Genomic DNA, 22,569 nt, shown 5'->3' on the forward strand with positions numbered 1-22,569 from the left:
TATTTAGTGAAATATAGAGACTAACAATTTGACGATTTATTTACTTCACAAATAAAACCTCAGTTTTCAAACGTTTTTTGAACTATAACCGGATCGGTTACGTTAATCGTGCAAAATATGAGAGGAGTATTTCAATGGCAAGGTGATAACCTTTTGTGGTGATTCAGAGCCTCTATGGAATAGTGAGACAAAATCCCATAATATATTCCGCTTTCCAAGGTCGAAGAATTTTCCGTTTTGTGAATTGTGATACTATCTCAAATTGAACTTAATAACCCATAATTTTTTAATAAGGTATGAATTACAAAATTTTAACCGCGTTCGTATTGAGTGGTTTCATGATGTCGTGTGGAGGAGGAAAACAAGCCAAGCAAGTCGAACAAAGTCTAGATACTGAAAAAGTAGAAAATGAGGCTGTGAATACGCTTAAATCTAAATTAGAAGAACGTAAATCGACTTTTAGTCTCAAGGCCGATGAGGACACTAAAAAGGTCTACAAGGAAGGTATAGAGTCAGTAGAAAAGAGTGGGATAGTCACTTCAGCCAAGCAGGTAGGGGATAAGGCGCCAGAGTTCACCTTGAACAATGCCCTCGGTGAGCCGGTTTCTTTATCAGAATATCTCAAGAAAGGTAAAGTAGTGCTTACCTGGTATAGAGGTAACTGGTGTCCATATTGTAATCTGACATTGCATGCACTGCAGGAAGAGTTGTCTAACTTCAAAGCAAACGGTGCAAACTTGATCGCTTTGACTCCAGAGCTACCAGATCAATCGATCACTACCAAAGAAAAGCACGAATTGCAGTTCGAGGTATTAAGTGATATTGGTAATACAGTAGCCAAAGAATATGGTATAGTATTTAAACTTACTGATGAAGTAACTAAAAGATACAATATGGCCTTTGAACTGAATAAGCATAACGGAGACGAATCAAACGAGCTTCCATTAGCAGCTACCTATATCATCAGCCAAAATGGAGAAATAGAATATGCTTTCTTAGATGCTGACTATAGAAATCGCGCAGAGCCTACAGAACTAACGAAATTCTTGGAGAAGAAATAAGTTATTTCTCAACACTTTCGAAAACCAAAAGCCGATCTGGTGCATAAACTATTGCATTGGATCGGCTTTTTATTGTTAGTTGATAAACTGCTCTCAGTCGAGCTCTCTTGACAGGTTGAATCATTGCTAATCATGATGCATGAAAGTCGTTTCTACCAGTCTGTATTCTATAAAGGTTTAGTTGATGAAATAGAAGTTGATTCTAAGTAATACTATATAGAAAAGCAGATTATCAAAGCGCGTATCATAGAAATGAAAGAGGTTCAGATATGAATGCTGAAAAAAAAGAGCAGCCACGAATGTGAACTGCTCCTTTATCTAATTAACCTAACCTGATGCAAAGCTAAAATGCCTCTCTGATACTTACAATGATTTTCTAAAAAAAAAACTCAACAAAATTTAACTCTTCGCTACAAAGTAAAGTATCAGTATAAGAAGCAGTTTTAGTCGTAGTAATATATACTAGGAGAGGGGAGTCACACGACTCGTTTGATAGAGCAGTCACGTTTCCGTTAGTCATCTTATGGAAGATTAATGAATGATAATAAAGAGTAGTAAATGTACTGTTCTAGGAAATGAGAATTACTCAAAAGGTGTGTAATAGTTCTCTATTACTATATGCACAAAAAAAATAGAGCAGTCACGAATGTGAGCTGCTCCATATCTAATTAACCTAACCTGATGTAAAGATAGAATGCTTCTTTTACACTCACAACGGTTGTAATTGTTTTTTGTAAAATTTAATCAGCAGCGATAGCTAAGTGGTTTGGCTGAACTTTAGGCTAGTCAAGCAATATAATGTTGAAGGTACTTTTATGTACTTAGTAAAGGAGGCCTCACTATTGGCTGAAATCCGAAATTGAATGGTAGTTGTTGATACTTTTAAGAGAATCGCCTTAAGTAAGGCTTTTATTATAGGTGCAAAAAAATAGAGCAGCCACGAATGTGAACTGCTCCATTATCTAATTAACCTAACCTGATGCGAAGGTATTAAGATTTTCTTGTATTCCCAATGACTCGTATTGATTTTAGTAAAAAATATTTCGTTTGTTGATCGTAATAGGTGTGATTTTGCCCGGAGAGGAGTTTGGTTTTGGTTTTGGTTTTGAAACAGTATTAAAAAAAGTAGCAGCCACAAAGTGAACTGCCCAACTATCTAATTAATCTGATTTTTGCAAAGCTAAAGTTCTCTATAAATATACACAACGGTATTGTTAAATTATCTACTGTTCTATACTACATGAAGATTGGAATTCAAATGCTAATTATTAGGGTGCTTTGTGGAGGAGAGGCTTAAAAAATGTTAGAGAATTACCTTGATGTATTATAGGTGAAAAAAACAGAGCAGCCACGAATGTGAACTGCCCCATATCTAATTAACCTAACCTGATGCAAAGGTAAAATGTTGTTTTTACACTGACAACGGTTTTGTTCTTTTTTTAGTAAAAAATGTTAGTCTAAAACTGTACGATGAAGATTGGTGAATAGAGTGTCTATATATGAACACTATTGCTATGAGAATGGCTTTTTAATAGTCACAGCCTTGATAAAAAAAATAGAGCAGCCACGAATGTGAACTGCCCCATATCTAATTAACCTAACCTGATGCAAAGGTAGAGTGATGTTTTTACACTAACAACGGTTTTGTGATTTTTTAGTGAAAATAAATGGTTTAAAAAACCTGATATGATGGCTGATAAATGAGTGTCTAAATGGAGATGCACTTGTTAAGAAGTGAGCTTAAAGTCAGTCCTGAGATATTTGTAAAACAAAAGAGCAGCCACGAATGTGAACTGCCCCTTTATCTAATTAACCTAACCTGATGCGAAGTTAAAATGATGTTTTTACACTAACAACGGTTTTGTTCTTTTTTAGTGAAAATAAATATGCTAAAAATCTATGGAAATGGTTAGAGAGTAATCGCCTAAATCAAAGACGTAATTGAAGGGGGGAAGCTTAAAGTCAGTCCTGAGATATTTGAAAAACAAAAGGGCAGCCACGAATGTGAACTGCCCCTTTATCTAATTAACCTAACCTGATGCGAAGATAAAGTGTTGCTTTATATTTCAATAGCTATTTGAAATATTTTTGCAAAAATTATATTTCGAATGGTATGGTTTCAGGTGAAAACCGACTTCATTTTAAGTCTTACTCCAATTTTCTTCAATTTTTTTTGTTCGAGTCTCTACTCTGATCCTTTCTAGGAAAAGTGCTCTTTTTCAGGGAGTTATTTATTACGAATCATCTACAATTTGACATTGCACATCATTTAATCTAATGGTTAAGGAGTATTCGTTGATTGTAAAACTCATTTATGGTGTTAGAAGATCTTATTCTACACTTAATAGTTGTTCGAAACAGTTTTTGTTTGACTCGGTCTTATTTCATGAAAATATGTGTGATTAATGTAGAAAAATATAGTAGGAAATAGGTGGAGGGATAATAATGCGGATATGCTCATGTGATAGGGCAAAACCTGTGTAAATACCGATTAAATCAAGAGAGTAGTAGTAGTTAACGGGCAAAGAATAGCCAACTCTTTTAGTTTTAACTCTAAGAAAGTCACCTAGGTAGGTGATGGTATTTACAAATAATCATTATTATCATGAAAACTTTTTTTAAATTGTTCGCAGTATTAGTTTTTCCATTTATCTGTAGCTCTTGTGCTGAAGATGAAATGCCTGTAAAGGAAGAAAAACAAAACCAAGAGGTTACTAGCCCAGAATCAGGTAGAGGAGGGGGATTGCCAGATAGTGGTATATAATCCAGATAGAAAGTTTAAAGAGTACTGGAAGAAATAAAGAGTTTCTTCCAGTTTTAGATTGAGATATAAAAGATTGGTCAAATGGGTCTAAAGTGGTTGACAATTTACATAATTATGTTTGCTAATATTTTATCAGTTCAAGCTGACTCTTCTTATTTTCAAAAGTTAATAAGTGAGGCTGAAGATAAAGATGTAGCGGAAATTTCGATAAAACTATTAGATGAGTATTTGTCTCAATCCCAGAATACAAATCTTAAGGAGCTTGCTGAGTTTAATTTTTTAATAGCAAAGCAGTTTTATAGGCAGAAAGAATATTTAGAAAGTTTGTCTTTTCTTCTCAAGTCAAGAGAGCAGGTTATAAAACATGGAGACCTTCGAAAACTTGAATGTGAAATAATTTATCAGTCTGCTTTGATCAATTATTTCATGAACAATTTTACAGAAGCGCAAAAACAGTTTGAGCTTGCATTATTGATTGCCAAGGAATTAAATGAAACTCGTAAAGTGATTTCATGTGTTTTTAATATTGGTTTAGCCTTCCGTAATCAAGGGAAATATGAAGCTTCGACTGAGAAGTTTTTTGAATGTCTGGAATTAGCCAAGAAGAATAATATGAGTGAAAAAATTTCTTCTTGTTTGAACGAATTAGGCTGGAATAGTGAAGATATAGGTGATTTAGAAATGGCTTCAAGGTTGTATTATGAATCAGGACAAGTTTCAGGAATCAGTCAAGAGTCTATAGCGATATCTGAATTAAATCTGGGTCATGTTAATTTGGTTCAAAATAATTACAGGAGAGCAATAGTATTGTTATTACAAGCAGAAAAGCGAATTAATGAAAATTACCTTTTTACTTATGTACCAATATTAAATAGTTTGGGTAGAAGCTATTACCATTTAAAATTGTATGATTCTGCTCTATTTCATCTCAATAAAGCATTTCACCTTAATCTTCCAGACTCTTCGAATATGGCCTATCATCCTGCAGAGTTGAGAGAGTCTTATCAGTATCTAAGGTTGGTAGCCGAAGCAAAGGAAGGGAAGTATTTATTGACAGATCTAGGCGTGGTAGAAAAAATGGCCGAGTATAATAGTAATCTGATGGTCAATTTGAATGATGTTGAAAAAGCTAATGCTCAGCTGATGATTCAGGACTATGAAAATGGACTGATGAATGAAAAACTTGAAAGCAATTATCTCATTTGGGTTGCCATTGCCTCTGTATTAGTGATTGCTATGTTGATTTGGGGTGTTGTGGTATACTATGCTAGAAAAAGAAAGAGAGACAGCTACAAGTCTCTACTAGATGAGATAGACCAATCATTAATCAATCATTAAGGTATTAAGTTGTACTCCTTACTTTCTGATTGTTTTACTAACTTAAAATTGTTGAGAAATAAGACCAATACAATGAGCCTAAAACTATCAGTCTTTTGGCTATTTATTTTTACTAGTACTTTTCTTGCCAAAGCAGATCTTGACTTATCCAATTTACAAAAACTCAAAGTAGAAGCGGAAGCATTAGATTCTGCTGATCTATCGATTCAATTATTGGATGAATATCTTTCTGAAAATGGCAATGTGAACAAAGCTGAGCTTGCAGAGTTTTATTTTTTAGTAGGAAACCAATATTACGAACTTAGGGAATATATGAAAAGCCTGTCTTTTCTACTCAAATCAAAGGAACTAGTTCTAGAGGATAGAAGCCTTCGGGAATTAGAATTTGAGATAGTTCAGAAGTCTGCTTTAATCCATTTTTTTTTAAACAGTTTTGATGAAGCTAATAATGAATTTAAAGAAGCTTTGGTAATAGCGGAAGATTTGGGGATGACACCTCAAAAGCTTAACTGTATTTACAATATAGCCTTATCGTTTAGAAAACAAGGAGATTATGGTGCTTCCACGGAAATGTTTTTGAAATGTCTAGAATTGGCTAAAAGTAATGGGATGAGCGAAATGGTTTCGTCTTCATTGTGTGAGCTTGGATGGAATAGTGAGGATTTAGGAGATTTGGATGAGGCTGCCAGATTATATTATGAATCCGGACAGGTGTCAGGAATAGGAGAGGAGTCTATTGCAATATCAGAGCTGAATGTCGGTCTTATTTATATGAAGCAGAAGCGATATGACAAGGCTCTAAGTTTAATTCGCAGTGCTGAAAGGCGTATGAATGAGGATTACCTTATGACTTATATTCCCATATTATATAGTTTGGGAGAAATATATTATCATTTGAAGTCGTATGATTCTGCATTAGTATATCTAAATAAGGGGTTTAATCTTAATTTCAATCCTTCAGGTCAACCTCATCATCCAGCAGAATTGAAGGAGTCTTTTGAATACCTCAAGCTGGTGGCTGTAGCCAAAAATGATAGCGATCTATTAGAGGATCTTGGTATAATAGAAAAAATGGCCCAGAACAATTCTGAACTGGAAAATAGTAATGTCAAATTGATGGTGAAAGACTTTGAGATAGGCCTTCAGAATCAAAAGCTTGAAAAAGAATATTTGATTTGGGTGATATCTGCGAGTATGTTGATGATCGCTATTATTTCATTAGTCAGTTGGCTATACTATTCTCGTCAAAAGAAAAGAAATAAATACAAAACTTTTATCAAGGAACTGGATCAGACCTTGGTCAATCCATGATATTGAGGTCTTTTCTGACTTTGGTACGTAACTTCTCATAGGCTGTCATAGCCGATATTCTACTATCTTGTTGCTCAGCTATCTGTTGATACAGCCCTGCCACCATCGAGTTGATTTTACTAATTATTTCCGTTGGGAATACTCTGAGCTTTTGAAGCTCTTGCATGTATTTGATGATCGATGTTTCATCCTGATGGTCAGTAGAATCTAAAAATGTCTGTAGAGCATCATTGTCGAACTCAGACTTGCTTTCGCCTAAGATCATCGTGCCTTCTCCAGTAATTAACCATCTCAGGTTGATTTCAGGGTATTTGGCTACTGCATTTTGAAGAATTTTAGGACCTATTTCTGACTCACGCCTTATTTGTGCCTTTAGATATCCAGGTTTCACTCCAATATCGGATTCAAAAGCACTGTTTTTTAGTCCTTTTGAGTCAGCAAATTCCAGTAATCTAGAGGCAATACTCATTTATTGAGATTTATTTCGTTCAAATGAACTTTATTTTCGTTCAATTGGGTTATTTTTGTTAGCGTAAATACGAAGGTATTCACACAAATATAGTTCTAGACTGATAATTGTTTCAATATTCGGTCAATTGATCTAAAACAAAATGAAAAGTTTTCTGAATGGATAGGAATAGCCTCAGTTTAATGCTTCAAGAACATACTAGACTTTCTCATGAGATTAATAGATATGTTTCTAAGGGCAGCGAGAGTACTTATTTAGACGAACTATGTGAAATATACACTGTTCAGGAGCGTGAGCTATTGGCGATGGTTCCATCAGGACTGGAAAGTGAAATTTCTAATGCATTGAATATAAAGGTTGTTTATAAGGATATGACCCCACTATTCATTCATATGGTAAAATATAGTGACTTGGACTCTAAGAATATTTTAGTCCGTCACGAGTCGGATAGAGATTATCCGAGAAATAAATAAAAATACCTTTCTAGCTTTTATAGATAAGCAAGAGGGGCAGCAGGATCAACCTAATTACACGAAACGGATCCAGCAGCATTACAAGGTGAAGTCTAGGTTAAAATTTGAGACCCGGTCTGTTAATCAGACCGGATCTCAGGCCTAATTTCCAGAGTTAAGTCTGCTTATCTACCCTAACTAAGTCTAACCAAGCTTTCAACTACATTTTCTATTTACCCCGCTTGATGAATTGGAAATGCTGTTTCCAGTCGAAAAAGATTGTTAGAACTCCTTTATTTATTGTTTTTAGCCCTTCTTATAGTTTCGTGAGTAACGCCAACTAGATTAGTTTTTACGCTCATTTCTTAACATTTCTTGAATTTTTCTAATGTATCCATCAAGATTTCTTGCGGATACTTTGAGCGTATCAAAAATCTCCCTTTTGCTGATATCATCAGGTCTTAGATCAAATAATTGAATCAATCCCAGTATGTTACTTACAGGTTTTCGAAGCATGTGAGAATTGAAAAAAGCATGATCTTCTAGGATTTGATTCTTTAATTTAAGGTCGTTCGTTCGGGCATTTACCATTTCTTCCAAAGAATCGTTATAGGTCTGTAGTTCCTCAGCCTGCATTTGGATAGTTCTATACTGCACTTCCAACTCTTCTTTTTTGTGGTTGATTTCTTTTGTTCTTTTTTCGACGATTCGTTGAAGAGTTCTTTTAGACTTTTCTAGACTCTTCGTTCTCCAAAAAATCAGAAGCCTTATGGCGAAAATGCCTAATAGAATGAATCCTGATATTGACCATGTAGATGCCCACCAAGGTTTAGCTATTTGGATCTTTATTTTTTTGATGCTATCACTCCATGAACCGTCAGCATTTTGTGTGGTGACATGGAAGGTGTACTTCCCTGGCCTTACATTTTTGTAGGTGATTTCAAAGTCGTTTGTTCTGTGCCAGTCGTAGTCAAAACCTTCAAGCTTGTATCTATACATGATTTTGTTGCTGTAATTGTAATTGGCACTAGCAAATGAGATATTAAATCTTCGATTAGTTGTAGGTAGGTTGATGACATCAGTATTGATAATGGGACCATCATCTATTTGTTCATATTGTTCTGTACTGGTATTGTATGATGTAAATTCAGTAATGAATGTTTTGGGGTGTTCGATTTTTGTCTCTAGGATACTATCAGGATGAAAGAATGTGATTCCTTTCCATCCACCAAAGTAAATATTACCATCGGCGTCGGTCATGCCAGATCGGCTTTGAAAAATGTTGCTCATCAGGCCATCATCTTTACTAAATGTCAGCGTCTCTTCTGTTTCAGGGGCGTACCGAAATATTCCATTTTCTCCAGATACCCATAAATTCCCGTTTGAATCGATTTGGATATTATCAGTTGTGTTAAAAGGTGTATTTGCGCATTTATGTACTTTACTATATTGGCCATTCTTAGCATTTATTCTTAATAAACCATTGTTTTTGGTACAGGCGTATATTGTTTCATTATGAACAGATAGATAGTTTATCATTACTTTGGATAACAGAGAGTCGGAAGGAAGGATTTTTGAAACTTCACCTGTGGCAGAGCGAAATTTCAACAGTCCTTTGTCAGTACCGATCAGAAGCTCATCTTTTGATAGACGAGCCATACAATTGAGAGGAAGATTAAATTCGAAATCTAATTTGGGGTAGGTGACCTCAAGTGTATTATTATTCAATTTCCCCATTTTTCCCCAGCTCAATAGCCAAGTAGTTTCATCATTTTCTTTGAAAGCATTTAATAAAAACCTACCCGTAAAGAAGAACTCTTTTAAAACCTTTCTTTTTTTGACATCATAGATTGTGGTTATTCTTCTACCGCTCAACAAGAGCTTGGACTCATCAATTTTCTTTATTAGAAAAATGTTTCCATTAATAAGATGACCATCAAGGGGCAACATCTCAAGAATGTCTTTTTTAATGTCGTATTCATATAGCTCGCCTTTACTGGCATTGATATACAGTTTTTTATTGAGAAACTCTATGCCTTCAACGAATTCGCTTTGAAAACACTTGTCGTCATTTCCACTGAGTATGGTTTGGAACTTGTTGCTTTGATTATCTAAGAACATAATGCCAAAATTCCAGGTCGAGATCCAAATGTTTCCCATTGTGTCTACAAAAGCCTTGTGAAAGACATCCGTTACTAATCCTCTTTCTGGGTTTTTCTTGATGATTGTAAAATCTTCATTTTTGATATCATATATTTCAAGTCCGTCGTTACTACAGGTGTACAACTTGCCATTTAGATCTAAGGCTGTGTCAAAACATAAGACTGTAGGTTGATTTTGAGAAATGATTTTCATTTCGTAAGTGTCCAAGTCGAGTTCAAAAGTTCCTTTTTTGCCGGTTAAGTAGATTTTGTTTGAATTTTGATCATAAGTCGATGCTACTATAGGTCCTATCCTAAAATCTTTATTCCCAAGCTTTTTAATTAGTGGGGTGATATGTACTGGAGTGTTATTTCCTTTTTTGTAATAGAGATCGTAGTGCCCAATAACCCATCCGCCATCTGGTAAATTCTCTATAAATAAACTGGGTGTATCTAATACTAATTTTAACCTATTACCTTTTTCTTGAGAGTTGAGATCATAGGAAAAAAGTCCTTTTGGAGTTGCCAAGAAAATATGATTTTCAGCGATACTTATTTCTGAAACGTGATCAATCTTTAAGTTGAGAAATTCTTTTTGTAAGTGGAAATATTTAGTGACAGTATCTAATGAGTAATCATATTTGTAGAAGCCTCGATTCATAATATCGAAAACAATATCACCGTTTTCTAGAGTGGCTATTCTTTTGGTTCTGCCAGTGGGTACATAGCTATGATCGTCAGTTAATATCCATACTCCTTTTTTGTGAATGCGGACTACGCCTTCTTCAGTAGCTGCCCATACGAAACCTAATTTGTCCTGAGTAAAATCATAGATCCTATTGTGTGGTAATCCATGTTCAGTGTTGATATTAATGAACCTTAGGTGTCTATTTGGATTCTTTGAATAGGCGGATAGAGAAATGAATATAACAAAGCAAAAGGCTGTTAAATTCCTAATCAAATGCTTCACTACCATTCTCTTATTCATGCTACTTCGTATGTCTCTATTAAATTGGCCTTCTTACTAAAAGTTAATCATACTATTGCTCAAAGCCAATCATTTATGGATCGAATGAGTGTCATTCATTCTATTACTATCACTGACATGTCGCATGAAGCCATCTGTGTTTTATTAGGTGTAAACATGAGGCTTGGAATTGTTTTATTTTTTCTTGAGTATATCTATAATTTTGTTCTTTTCAATCTAAATTTTCATCGCTAGGTGTGGTAAAAAGAAAAACTATATTTGCCCACATAACAATACACCCCATTTATGAAAAAACTATTTATTATAGCGACAGTGGCGCTTTTTGCTGCTTGTCAAACTCAAAAAGATCAGACTGAAATGCAGGCTGTAGAAAATCCTTTTTATGTGGAGTGGGATACTCCATTTGGTGCTCCTCCTTTTTCACAAATTAAAGACGAACATTACAAGCCGGCTTTTGAAAAAGGGATGAAAGATAATCTTGCAGAGATCGATGCAATAGTCAATAACCCTGAAGCCCCGACTTTTGAGAATACCCTTGAGGAATTGGAAAGAGTAGGTAAGCTTTTGACCAAAGTGCAACGTGTGTTTTATAACCTAACAGGTTCAAATACAAATCCTAAGATGCAAGAGTTAGAGCGAGAATTAAGCCCATTGATTTCTGCGCACTATGACAAGATCACATTAAATGCAGGACTGTTTAAGCGTATCGAAGCAATTTGGCAATCGCGAGAGAGTCTTGGGTTGAACAAAGAACAACTTAAGCTACTTAAGGATACTCGTAAGCAATTTGTGAGAAGTGGAGCATTATTGAATGAGGAAGAAAAAGCGCAAATCACAAAGATTAATACGGAGATATCTGAATTGACTACAGCATTTGGTCAGAATCTTTTAGCTGAAACGAATGGTTTTGAATTGGTTTTGGATTCAACGGACTTAGATGGTCTTTCTGAAAGTATCATTGCTGCAGCTGCTGAGTCAGCGACTCAAAAAATGGAGAAGGCTGAGACTGAAGAAGAGAAAGCTAAGTACAAAGATAAATATGTGTTCACTCCTCATAGAAGTAGCATGTATCCTTTCTTGACTGAGTCTAATCGTCGTGACTTAAGGGAGCAATTGTACAAAGCATATGTCCAGCGTGGAGATAATGATAATGCAACGGATAATAAAGAAATCACTGCTAAAATAGCGAAACTTCGTGCTGAGAGAGCTAAGTTGATGGGATACGAAACTCATGCTCATTTTGTACTAGAAGAGCGCATGCTAAAGACTCCTGAGGAAGTTTACGATTTGTTGATGCAGCTATGGAAGCCAGCTTTGGAAAGAGCCAAAGTGGAAGTGGCAGATATGCAAGCAGTAGTGGATGCTGAAGGTAAAGACTTTGAAATCGCTGGCTGGGACTGGTGGCAGTATTCAGAGAAAGTGAGAAAAGCTAAATATGATTTAGATGAGGCAGCTATACAGCCTTACTTATCTCTTGACAATGTACTCAATGGAGTTTTTGCTACTACAAATAAACTTTGGGGGCTGACTTATACGGAGATTTTTGATGTAGAAGTTTATCACCCAGATGCGAGAGTATGGGAAGTGAAAGACAAGGATGGAAGCCATTTGGGCATATTTATAGGTGATTACTTCACTCGTTCTAACAAACGAGGAGGAGCATGGATGAGTAGTTTCAAAGGCCAGTCTAATCTAGATGGTAGAAAGCGTCCTATTGTTGTCAATGTATGTAATTTCCCTGCTCCTATAGGAGATGCTCCTTCGTTGCTTACTTTCGAGCATGTGACTACATTGTTTCACGAGTTTGGTCATGCTATGCATGGTATCATGACTGACGTAACTTATGGTAGTATGTCAGGTACCTCAGGTCCAAGAGACTTTACAGAGTTTCCAGCGCAGCTATTAGAGCACTGGGCTAGTGAGCCTGAGATTCTTAAAACGTTTGCTACACATTATGAAACTGGAGAAGTAATCCCAGATGAGTTAATCGCCAAGTTGCTCAAAGCCTCTAAGTTCAACCAAGGTTTTGCTAATACAGAATATCTGGCAGCTTCATTGCTTGATATGGATTGGCATACGATCAAAGCAGACGAAGAGCTGAAAGATGCAGATGCTTTTGAAAAAGCTTCATTAGATAAGATTGGTTTGATTGATGAAATAGCTCCTAGATATCGCAGTACTTATTTTGCACATATTTTCTCTGGAGGATACGCTGCCGGATACTATGGATACGTTCATTCTGCTGTTCTTGATTCAGATGCTTTCGAAGCTTTCAAAGAAACTGGAGATGTTTTCAATCCTGAACTTGCTGCTAAACTTAGAAAGTATGTCTATGAGAAAGGTTCTACTGAAGAGGCTAAGGATCTTTATGTTCAGTTCCGAGGAAGAGAACCAGAGATCGATGCACTATTGAAAGTGAGAGGTCTTGACGGCTCTATGGAATAAATAATACCAGAAAAAGACTAAAAACGGCTCGGGAATCCGAGCCGTTTTTGTTTAGTGAAAATACTATTCTTATGATTATGAGGTTTTTATTTCCTTTCATTTTCTTATCTATTCTTTGTTTGAGTTTTAGAGCTCAATCTCATCCAGAAGACGAACTTATTATTCGTGAGATAGAAGAAGGACAGCTAGAGGTTCAAGATCAGCAAGTCAGTGCTGAGTATGCTGCTGCCTTGAAACGACAGAGGATTCGCAAACTTTCCGCAATGCCTTGGTATGAAAAATTTTTCGTGTTTGTCAAAGCGGGTATAGAACATATTATACCTAAAGGGCTCGATCATATTTTGTTTGTTTTGGGTCTGTTTTTTTCTAGTCTTATTTTAGGATCATTGCTCTGGCAGGTATCAGCTTTTACACTAGCCCACACGATCACTTTAGCCGTTGCCGCCTTAGGGATAGTTCAAGCGCCCGCTGGAATAGTAGAACCTTTGATAGCTTTATCTATTGTATGGGTAGCAGCGGAAAACTGTATATTCAAAGAAGCTAGTAAATGGAGGCCGTTTGTTGTTTTTAGTTTTGGGCTTTTGCACGGATTAGGTTTTGCATCTGTATTGAGCGAATATGGATTGCCTCAAGGCAATTTAGTTCCTTCACTATTAGCCTTTAATATAGGTGTAGAAGTAGGGCAATTAATTGTATTAGTAGTAGCAGCATTATTAGTTTGGTTCATTAGGGACAAAAGTTGGTATCGCAAAAGAGTACAAATACCAGCTTCTATAATGATTGCATTAGTGGGTTTGTTTTGGTTTGTAGAAAGAGTATTCTTATAAATACCATTTACTATTCATAATAGTACGTCCTTGCAACTTTTCAGAAAGTATGAAAAACTGAGTTGATCTTACCAGTCTCATAGAAAGGTTCGAAAATAAGAATAAATTTTATGATAGAATTTCTTCAAAGTCGTTGGGATAAATTAACCTGTGATCTACCAGATGTTAAGACTGATTTTTACAATCAAATAATCGAACTATACAGTAATTCTAAGAGGCATTATCACAATCTTAATCATATTACAGCTCTTCTAAGGCTAGTACAGCAATACAGATACCTTTTAAAATCTCCTCAAACCATTGAATTTGCGGTATGGTATCATGATGTAATCTACAATGTCTCCAAAAGCAACAATGAAGAAAGTAGTGCAGAGATGGCAAGAAATCATTTAACTCAATTGGGAGTCGAAGAGTCAGTAATCTCTGAGTGTCAAGAAATAATAATTGCTACGAAGTCGCACCGGTTGCCCAAAGGCCTAGATTCTTTTGATGCTAAATTCTTTTTGGATATTGACCTCTCTATCTTGGCTGCCGATCAAGAAGGGTACCTAACATACACTAAACAAATAAGAAAGGAATATGGCTTATATCCTGACTTCTTATATAATCGAGGGCGTAAGAAACTACTTCTAGAGTTCTTAAATGTTGATAGAATATATCAAACGAATTTATTTTTTGAAAATTGGGAAATACAGGCGAGGGATAATATAGAAATGGAAATTGGTGGTCTATGAGTTCAGAAGTATTTGGGTCATGTTAATTTGTCGGTTCTAATTTCGGCTATTAAATCATTCGCTTCTTCTAGACTAGTTACTACTATTCTGAAATCCTTGCTGCTTACTTTTTGTGCAGTTTTATCGATACTCATCTTCGTCACGCTTCTATTGATTACTTGAATAGATTTGTACATGCCGTGATCTAATGCATATTTCATGCATTTAGCTATTACCGCTTTAGTTTCAATAGTCGGTGTTCCAAACTCACTCAAATCAGCAAGTGTTATAAAATCTTTTGATTCGAAAGAATCTACTACTGATTCGAATTTTTGGATCAATCTTTCTCCTTCTGTTTCGGCATCGGTCTTACTCCAAAAGCCTTTCAGTTTCACATGCAATATTTCATTGTCCTCATTCCGTACTTCAAAAAAATCAGAATCTGTCATATCATATTGTTTTAGTTATCATTCATTAAACAACTAAAGAAATCTAAAAAATAATGATTAATTAAAAATTGTCGTTCAAACAACAATATCTGTCGACGAAGAGGAGATCAGTCTGATTCGGGTATTGACATCATATTTCATCGAGTGATAGTACTATTTTATCTATCTCTTCTATGAAATAACCTAATTGAAAAAGATGGTAGATAACTATCATGGTCTGGTTTTAGATTTCAGTGGCAGTTTGACCCGAGGTCTAATTTAAACCTTGGTATATGATTCTTCAGTGAAGACAAGCCAATTCAATTAATTTCAATTTATTAACACAATTAATTTAAATGATACGTTTATTATCTATCCTTTTTCTAACTACTGTGGTACTATTCTCATATTCCCTGGCGCATGGAGAATCGTCACCAATAGTTCTTGAAAATGATCAAATCAAAGTAACTATTGATGAGTCAACAGGCTCCTTTTCAGTTTTGGAAAAAAAGTCCAATCACCTGTGGAAGGAAGATCCTTGGGTGAAAGCAGCAGGGCTTTTGTCTATCCGAAACAAAGGGAAAATAGAGGATGTGAATATTTCACTTTGTGAAAAAATTCAAGTTAAGAAAGAAGGGGATTACAAAGTAAGAATTGCGTTTACAAATCCTGTTTTTAAGGACGGTTCAGTAGCTAGAGGAATTAGTATTGATACTGAGTTGCGACTCATAGAGAACCTTATGAAATTGGAGGTCGAGGTAGTATCTGTGAACAAAGGGGGATATGCCTTGACCGAGTTAAGATACCCTGTAAGAGCCTTCAGCTTAGAGACCGATGTTGATAAAGGGGCTGCTGTAATTCCACAGAAACAAGGTGTAATTTGTCCATCGTACATTTTTCCGATGAATGGAGGTTCTTTCTGTCTATGGGATGATGCTACCTATTATGGGAAAACTAGAGGGAAGTTACCATTATTTGATAATGGTAATGGTCTGACTATGCCATGGTGGGGAACTCATACTGAGAAGACGGCAGTAGTTGGAATAGTGGACATATCTGCTAGACCTAAAATGTTTTTCAATATCAATAATAATGGCCAATATCTGTTCAATAAGGAAGGAGTGATGTCTCCTTACAAAAGAATTGAATTCTTAGATCCGGTTTGGAACTTGAATAGAATGAATGAACGTAAATTGATTACTTACGAGTTTATTCCTGAAGGTACACATGTCGAAATGGCGAAAGCCTATAGAAAACAAGCTATTAAGGATGGGTATTTTCTATCATTAAAGGAAAAAGCAAAAAGAGACCCTGATGTGAATAAACTATCCGGTGCAATATATATGGGGGTCTATGGAGCATACCCTCATTATGTAGAGATGCCAGGTATGGCTTTTACTTTCAAAGACTTGCAGGACATTATCAAAGCTACTCATAAGGAACTTGGAGTGGACAATGCATTTTTCCATGCTTGGGGTGTGTTTTCAAATTTTGTTCCGAATTGTTGGCCAATAAATGAGAACTTAGGTGGAGTATCTGGGCTTAAAAAGGCTGTGGACTTGACGAAAAAGTATGGGTATCTATATTCATCATACCATGCATATTCGGCCACCTTAGAGCATGCTCCTAATTTTGACACAGATTTGTTCGCTACCGATAATGAAGGGAAACTCAAAAATACAGGAAGTAGATGGGCTAATATAGATCAGGATAAACAACTAGGGTTAGCCCAAAAAAGCTTGCACAAAGAGATATCAGCTCTAGAGCTGGAGGCTGATATTACGGACATTTCGTTTGCTACTTTTCCAGACGAAGACAATACGGGATTATATAATTTGGCGAAATATGTAGATTCATTGAATCTGGTAAATGGTACTGAACACGGACAACAACAATTTATACCTTACTTTGATATGTTTGAAGGATTGACCTATTTACCAAATCCAAATTTGGTGCAGTTTTCTCACAGGGCACCATTGTTCAATTTAGTGTATCATGATGCAATTGCCATTTTTGGAAAGATTCAAGATCCAGATAATCAAATTTCCATCAATGGAGACTTTAGAGTTAAATCGTTGAGGAATATACTTTTTGGTATGGGAACGACGATTTTTTTCTCTCCATATGAATTCGAAGGAATGAAAGAAATGATAAAAATGGCTAATGAGATAGTCAGTCCAGTAAATAGAGAAACATTCTTTGCCGAATTGACAAATCATGAATATCTAAGTGATGATTTTAAATTACAACGTTCAGAGTTTTCATCAGGCACTGAGGTAATAGTTAATTTGGGTCCAGTAGATCAGGATACAAAAGACGGAATTAGAATTCCAGCTTATGGCTACAAGGTGACTTTTAGCGATGGAAAGGTATCTGAAGGTAGCTTTAAAATTTCGTTGAATTAAAAAGCCATACATACGTACATGTTTGATTAAGCTTCAAACATGTACGTACTTTTAATATCATCCAAATGATGCGTGACCAGTTTATTTATGCGTATCCAAAAGGTGTCATCTGTAATGAAAACTCTCAAAGTTATAAAGGGTTTTCTGGGGATTTAATTAGAGATCATATCTTAGATTTCAGTGTCTTCCTACTTAGGTTGATATGTGTACACATCTTCTTCAACAAATTTCCTGTCCTCTTACCAAGAAAGATTATAACTCCTAGTGTCTAATGTAAAGTGGTACGGAGTCACCTTTATATTTTAAGTGTCTTTGTACTAATCTCGGATCAAGCGGAAAACCTGTGGGGAAATAGTACTATGCATAGATTTTATAGAGTCTGAACAAGAAAAAAGGGGTTAAATATATTTTATGCACACCCTTAGACCCTTGCATATATGCAAGGGTCTAAGGGTGTGCATATTTTTAAAAGGGTCAAATAGAAATTATGCACACTATATGGGGTGTGCATATATGCAAGGGGGTTAGGGTATGCATATATGCAAGGGGACTAGGGTGTGCATATTTTTTTTGATAGATAGGTTGTATGATTTACATCTTATATTTTTTGTTTGAGGTATTAAAATAGCAGGATGGTTATTCATCTTCAGACCGACTTATACTTTGGAACTATGCAGTGAAAGTTGAACAACAATAAATTAAGGAGTTTTGACAGATTTGGTGCCGCTTTAATGAATGATTAGAACCAAGTAAAGCTATTGGGTTGAAGTTTTTTAAAATTGAAATAAATTTTCTAACAACATAAAGCGGATTTAAAAATTCTAAGTCCCATCCGTGTAGTGTATATTCTGGAATTTTATTATAATTCACTCAGGGCACGGGTTGAACCCGATGTATGCATCGAAGATTGTATGATAAAAACCTAACAAGCTACGCCCTGCTGTTGAAACCAGTATACTATGGATATAAATGAGATTTGTGCTAGGGTATTTCTATACTCTCGAAAGTATCTTAAATTAAATCAAAAGCAATTTGCAAAAGAGCTTAGAGTCAATCAAACGACTATCTCTAAAGTAGAAAGGGCTATTCATTTTCCTAATGCTATTACTTTGCAACGGCTAGAAGCAATCATGGGCAAAAGTGTAAGAGAGTTAGCAAGGTTGTCTAGGTAGTTCATTCTTCAATTAACAAAAATAGAATATGATAGCATTAGAAGAAATGACACAGATACAACTAAGATACCTGAGAGATAAATTGTCTGTGGAGGCTGTAGAGTTAGATCAATATATTGTCAGAATACAAGAATTATTGTCTACAGAACTTTTCAAGAAAGAAATATTTCTAGGCGAGATTGATGGATTGAAAGAGAGTCTAACAAATGCTAAAAGTTTGTTAACTCACCTACAGCATACAGATACTCCTCAGAAAATGATTAATGACCAAAAGCTGACAGTGGATAAGATCCAAATAGAATTGGATAGAACTATCAATAGCAGTACTATTAAAGTATTGACTGACGAAGAGGCTTTTCTTCAACAATTTAAGATCGATGATTTAAAATCGGAGAAGCAACGTCGAGAAGATAAAGTGATAGAAATAGAGAGACTTCTTACTGCTTAACACTTTCTGGAATAGCTACTAAGTTTTTGCTATAGGAATAAATGGAGGTAAGTTGCTTTGTAATTCAATTACCCTTCAAACGTCCCCATAGCTGGGTCAAAAGCTTTTTAGCATCTCGTTTTTCTTTTTTGACTTCGACGAACTGTACATGATCAGAATCGTCCGCTACGATTTGATAGCTAAATACAAAGTCTTTAGCATCAGCTTCCATACTCATAAGTCCAAATCGAAGGTCATTGAAGTATAGTATTCTATCTTTCTTAGTGATAGTATACCAGCCCTCCGAAATATTGATCATTTGTTTGACTTTTTCATTGTCAGATAAACTTCCGAGAAGATGATGGTTCTTAGGATAGGAAATAAATTCGATAGGCTTCGTGTCAAAAAATGAATAATTACCTAGGAGATAGGCTTCATCAGTATCCACGTTGGCACTCCAGAGGATCGTATTTAGTGGGGAAGGTCTTGTATCTAGTTGAGTGTATGAGATATTTTGAGATTTCAGCGCTACTTCAAACTCTGAGTAGGTTAACCATTTAAGAAATACAGTGATAGCCAAGTAGGATGAGCTAACCCAAAGGCCTAATTTATTATAAAATTGACGTTTAGGATTTGTTCGTCTATGAATCATCGTGATAATCAAACAAATCAAAAAAGGCAGCGTGTATAATGGATCTATGACAAAAATGGTCTTATAAGCAAGTCGAAGGTCATATGGCCATAGAAGCTGTGTACCCCATGTAGTATGAGCGTCTAGTAGAGGATGTGTGATGAATGCCCAGAAAAATAGCCAAGACCATGCTTTGAAGTCCTTGAGTCGTTCATATAACGATACGATCCATCCAAAAAATGGCGCAAATAGGACTGAAAATACTATGGAATGAGTAAAACCTCTGTGTACGGCTAGTGCAGTCACTGTATCGGTGAAGTGAGAGGCTATTACATCTAAGTCTGGAATTGTTCCACCTATAGCTCCGTAGAGCATAGCCTTATTCCCCACTTTCTTACCCAAAACAGCTTCTCCCACAGCTGCGCCTAATACTATTTGTGTTACAGAATCCATATCAGGTTCAAACTTACAGTATGATCAGCGAATCAGTGATACTGGCCCTTTCTGACTTACAAATATTCCATAGTTAAACTTGGGATAATTTTTCTAACGCATTAAGCAGGTTAAAAAGGAAGAGGAAGAATTATAAAAACTTTGTAGTCTATGGTATGAAGTGTATTTTAGGATTTTATTTTGAAAATATATAAATGTTTGATTATCAACCTTAATGAGGTGGTGACCTGAGACTGAATTAAATAAGGTGAAAAAAATAACTAGATATCTGTAACATTAGATTTCTAAAAGTCGTTGGTGTTCGGATTCAAGTCAAAGTGATAGTGATAAGCTAAAAGAAAATTGTACTCCATAGTATAGTCATGTTCTTAGGTGGAATGATCGAATATGATGGAGTTGATAGAAAAGTATTTTAAATCTTAAACTGTCTCAATTGAACATGATAGAAGCACTCTTTTTTGTTAAGCTACTTATAGCTATTTCCTTTGTAGTAGGCCTTTCTCTTTTAGCTGAAAATGTAAGTACTAAAGTAGCTGGTATTCTATCCGCTTATCCTACAGGCTCTGCTATCTCTCTCTTTTTCTTTGGCTTGGAAGTAAGTCCAGAGTTTGCAGCAGATAGTGCCATTTATAATATGCTGGGATTGTCAGCAGCATTATTTTTTGTTTTAGCCTATTACTTGGCTTCTACATATTTTAATAAGTTCAGTATTTTGTGGTCTTCCATATCTGGGATACTTGTATATCTAGTTGTGGTTTGGTCGATACATTATATAGAAGTTAATAGGTATATAGCATTTTTGATTCCTTCCACGATAGCAGTTTTGTTTGCGTTTGCCTTTAGAAATATTAAAAATATTGATATTCAATCCCGAGCTAAGCTTAGTTATCGAACCTTATTACTGAGAGGTAGTTTCGCAGCATTGATAATAGTGGTAATCACAAGTCTCCCCAACTATGTAGGAGCATCTTGGTCAGGGCTCTTTTCAGCATTTCCGACGACTCTATTTCCTTTTATGTTAATTATTCACTTCACTTATACTAAAGATCATGTACACACGATCATTAAAAATGTACCAATAGGGGTGTTTTCTTTGATTATATACTCATTAGTGGTCTCTCTAATTTATCCGGTATTAGGGATATACTGGGGAACTCTAGTCTCGTTTATAGCTGCGACTCTTTACTTGTTGCTATTTAGAGAAGTGAAAAAGAGAATGGTGTTGAGCCAGGTATGAAAGAGAGTCAAATGGTATTGAGCGTGTTTAAAAGAGTTACATGTTATACTTAACACTCAGGTCACAGCTTTGTTAATGTGATGCTGTACCTTTAGGAGTACTTTTAATCACTAATACCATACAACATGACAAATGCAATCAACTGGTTCGAAATACCAGTAATAGACTTTGAAAGAGCCAAGACTTTTTATGAAACAGTACTAGGGGCTAAGATGATGCCTTTCGACATGGGAGGGATGAAATCAGCTTTTTTTCCTGCCGATCTAGAAAATGGAATCGGTGGGTGTATTTTGAAAAGCGAAGGTTTTGAACCGTCTACTACAGGAACATTAGTGTATTTGAACGGTGGTGATGATTTACAAATTCCTCTTTCTAGAGTAGAGGAAGCAGGAGGGAAGGTGACACTTGCCAAAACTGATATCGGTGAAAACGGGTTTATGGCTAAGTTCATCGATTCGGAAGGTAATCAAGTGGCTCTTCACTCGATGAAATAATAATTTAATCGCAGGACGATAGCTCTATGGTTTGAATTAACCGACTCTTTGATCGGATTTGAAAAATTTAGAAGATACCTTATACACTAGAGTCGGGGAGTTTTATCAATATTCAATTAACACTGGTAGAAAGAGTCTGTTGGATTCTATAATAGTATTGGTCATGTCGGATGCTTTTCTCAAGATATTGGAGAAGAGCTATTCGAGATCTGACAGATACTGTTTGTATCAGCCTCAGATCCGTAATGATCTATTCTTGTTTTCGTAGAATTTCAAGATGAATATTGTTACTATACAATACCCCAATTTTTGACAGAGATAAAATAGAATTTGATTAATTAATATGTCTTTTGAAATAACTCCTTTGACCTCAAATGACCAAGTACCTTATCATCTTCTTGAGTTAGCTGATCCTGATAGAGAGAAAATAGATTCTTATCTGTCAACAAGTATGATTTATATAGCTAAGTCAAGCTTCCAAGTGATAGGGGTGATAGTTATTTCTGATAAAGGTTTTGATAGTGCAGAGATTAAAAATTTAGCAGTAAAGGAATCTGAACAAGGAAGGGGCATAGGAAAGAAATTAATTAGATATGCTCTTCAAGTATGTTCTCAAAAAGGAGTGGTAAAACTAGAAATCGCAACGGGAAATTCTAGTATAGGTCAGTTAGCTCTCTATCAGAAAGAAGGTTTTGAGATCCGAGAGATCATCAACAATTATTTTGTGGATCACTACCACGATCCCATTGTTGAAAATGGTATTCCATGCAAACATAAAATTGTACTGGAGAGGTGGGTTTGAAGTTTTTTCCC

At 35.6% G+C, this 22,569-nt stretch carries 18 protein-coding genes; 14 read left to right on the forward strand and 4 right to left on the reverse strand.

Going from position 1 to position 22,569, the window contains the following annotated elements:
* The first annotated feature begins 296 nt into the window (after window positions 1–296).
* The 4 genes from DKG80_RS03145 to DKG80_RS03155 all read left to right on the forward strand — a co-directional run bounded on the left by DKG80_RS03145 (window position 297) and on the right by DKG80_RS03155 (window position 6,474).
* A complete protein-coding gene (locus tag DKG80_RS03145; RefSeq protein WP_109829828.1) occupies window positions 297–1,061 on the forward strand; it encodes a peroxiredoxin-like family protein in 765 nt (254 codons plus the stop codon).
* Window positions 1,062–3,666: 2,605 nt separating this feature from the next.
* Window positions 3,667–3,825: a hypothetical protein gene (locus DKG80_RS21055; protein WP_162555653.1), complete on the forward strand. Its 159-nt coding sequence runs from the start codon at window positions 3,667–3,669 to the stop codon at window positions 3,823–3,825.
* A gap of 81 nt (window positions 3,826–3,906) precedes the next feature.
* Window positions 3,907–5,163, forward strand: coding sequence for a tetratricopeptide repeat protein (locus DKG80_RS03150; protein ID WP_162555654.1), 1,257 nt, complete (start codon window positions 3,907–3,909; stop codon window positions 5,161–5,163).
* 72 nt (window positions 5,164–5,235) lie between these two features.
* On the forward strand, window positions 5,236–6,474 hold the full coding sequence (locus DKG80_RS03155) for a tetratricopeptide repeat protein (RefSeq protein ID WP_109829830.1): 1,239 nt from the start codon (window positions 5,236–5,238) through the stop codon (window positions 6,472–6,474).
* On the opposite strand, the gene DKG80_RS03160 is transcribed toward DKG80_RS03155, so the two are convergent.
* Entirely contained in the window at window positions 6,464–6,943 is a 480-nt protein-coding gene (locus DKG80_RS03160; RefSeq protein WP_109829831.1) for a hypothetical protein, read from the reverse strand. The two genes, DKG80_RS03155 and DKG80_RS03160, sit on opposite strands and share 11 nt — an antisense overlap.
* Before the next feature lie 158 nt (window positions 6,944–7,101).
* On the opposite strand from DKG80_RS03160, the gene DKG80_RS03165 reads away from it, so the two are divergent.
* The gene (locus tag DKG80_RS03165; protein WP_109829832.1) at window positions 7,102–7,416 is read left to right on the forward strand and encodes a hypothetical protein; all 315 of its coding nucleotides are present in this window, start codon (window positions 7,102–7,104) and stop codon (window positions 7,414–7,416) included.
* A gap of 324 nt (window positions 7,417–7,740) precedes the next feature.
* On the opposite strand, the gene DKG80_RS03170 is transcribed toward DKG80_RS03165, so the two are convergent.
* Entirely contained in the window at window positions 7,741–10,524 is a 2,784-nt protein-coding gene (locus DKG80_RS03170; RefSeq protein WP_109829833.1) for a ligand-binding sensor domain-containing protein, read from the reverse strand.
* Between the two features lie 285 nt (window positions 10,525–10,809).
* Here DKG80_RS03170 and DKG80_RS03175 point away from each other — a divergent pair, with 285 nt between their 5' ends.
* The 3 genes from DKG80_RS03175 (at window position 10,810) to DKG80_RS03185 (ending at window position 14,530) form a co-directional block, all read left to right on the forward strand.
* Complete coding sequence (locus DKG80_RS03175) at window positions 10,810–12,969, forward strand: M3 family metallopeptidase (protein ID WP_109829834.1); 2,160 nt, start codon at window positions 10,810–10,812, stop codon at window positions 12,967–12,969.
* 77 nt (window positions 12,970–13,046) lie between these two features.
* Complete coding sequence (locus tag DKG80_RS03180; protein WP_221409036.1) at window positions 13,047–13,796, forward strand: HupE/UreJ family protein; 750 nt, start codon at window positions 13,047–13,049, stop codon at window positions 13,794–13,796.
* Between the two features lie 110 nt (window positions 13,797–13,906).
* Window positions 13,907–14,530 carry an HD domain-containing protein gene (locus DKG80_RS03185; protein ID WP_109829836.1) on the forward strand — a complete coding sequence of 208 codons (624 nt, stop codon included), beginning with the start codon at window positions 13,907–13,909 and terminating at the stop codon, window positions 14,528–14,530.
* Window positions 14,531–14,547: 17 nt separating this feature from the next.
* Here the strand turns inward: DKG80_RS03185 and DKG80_RS03190 are convergent, their stop codons facing one another.
* Window positions 14,548–14,958 (reverse strand): hypothetical protein, encoded by a 411-nt coding sequence (locus DKG80_RS03190; protein ID WP_109829837.1) that lies wholly within the window; start codon window positions 14,956–14,958, stop codon window positions 14,548–14,550.
* A gap of 335 nt (window positions 14,959–15,293) precedes the next feature.
* Here DKG80_RS03190 and DKG80_RS03195 point away from each other — a divergent pair, with 335 nt between their 5' ends.
* The 3 genes from DKG80_RS03195 (at window position 15,294) to DKG80_RS03205 (ending at window position 18,962) form a co-directional block, all read left to right on the forward strand.
* A complete protein-coding gene (locus tag DKG80_RS03195) occupies window positions 15,294–17,342 on the forward strand; it encodes a hypothetical protein (protein ID WP_185140155.1) in 2,049 nt (682 codons plus the stop codon).
* Between the two features lie 959 nt (window positions 17,343–18,301).
* On the forward strand, window positions 18,302–18,514 hold the full coding sequence (locus tag DKG80_RS03200) for a helix-turn-helix transcriptional regulator (RefSeq protein WP_109829838.1): 213 nt from the start codon (window positions 18,302–18,304) through the stop codon (window positions 18,512–18,514).
* 28 nt (window positions 18,515–18,542) lie between these two features.
* Window positions 18,543–18,962 (forward strand): hypothetical protein, encoded by a 420-nt coding sequence (locus DKG80_RS03205; RefSeq protein ID WP_109829839.1) that lies wholly within the window; start codon window positions 18,543–18,545, stop codon window positions 18,960–18,962.
* 64 nt (window positions 18,963–19,026) lie between these two features.
* Here the strand turns inward: DKG80_RS03205 and DKG80_RS03210 are convergent, their stop codons facing one another.
* Window positions 19,027–20,025, reverse strand: coding sequence for a metal-dependent hydrolase (locus DKG80_RS03210; protein WP_109829840.1), 999 nt, complete (start codon window positions 20,023–20,025; stop codon window positions 19,027–19,029).
* Between the two features lie 439 nt (window positions 20,026–20,464).
* Here DKG80_RS03210 and DKG80_RS03215 point away from each other — a divergent pair, with 439 nt between their 5' ends.
* The 3 genes from DKG80_RS03215 (at window position 20,465) to DKG80_RS03225 (ending at window position 22,558) form a co-directional block, all read left to right on the forward strand.
* Window positions 20,465–21,262, forward strand: coding sequence for a hypothetical protein (locus DKG80_RS03215; protein ID WP_109829841.1), 798 nt, complete (start codon window positions 20,465–20,467; stop codon window positions 21,260–21,262).
* Window positions 21,263–21,387: 125 nt separating this feature from the next.
* A complete protein-coding gene (locus DKG80_RS03220) occupies window positions 21,388–21,756 on the forward strand; it encodes a VOC family protein (protein WP_109829842.1) in 369 nt (122 codons plus the stop codon).
* Between the two features lie 343 nt (window positions 21,757–22,099).
* Window positions 22,100–22,558 carry a GNAT family N-acetyltransferase gene (locus DKG80_RS03225; RefSeq protein ID WP_109829843.1) on the forward strand — a complete coding sequence of 153 codons (459 nt, stop codon included), beginning with the start codon at window positions 22,100–22,102 and terminating at the stop codon, window positions 22,556–22,558.
* Window positions 22,559–22,569 lie beyond the last annotated feature (11 nt).

The sequence above is a fragment of the Reichenbachiella versicolor genome (genome assembly GCF_003171675.1).
Lineage (GTDB): Bacteria > Bacteroidota > Bacteroidia > Cytophagales > Cyclobacteriaceae > Reichenbachiella > Reichenbachiella versicolor.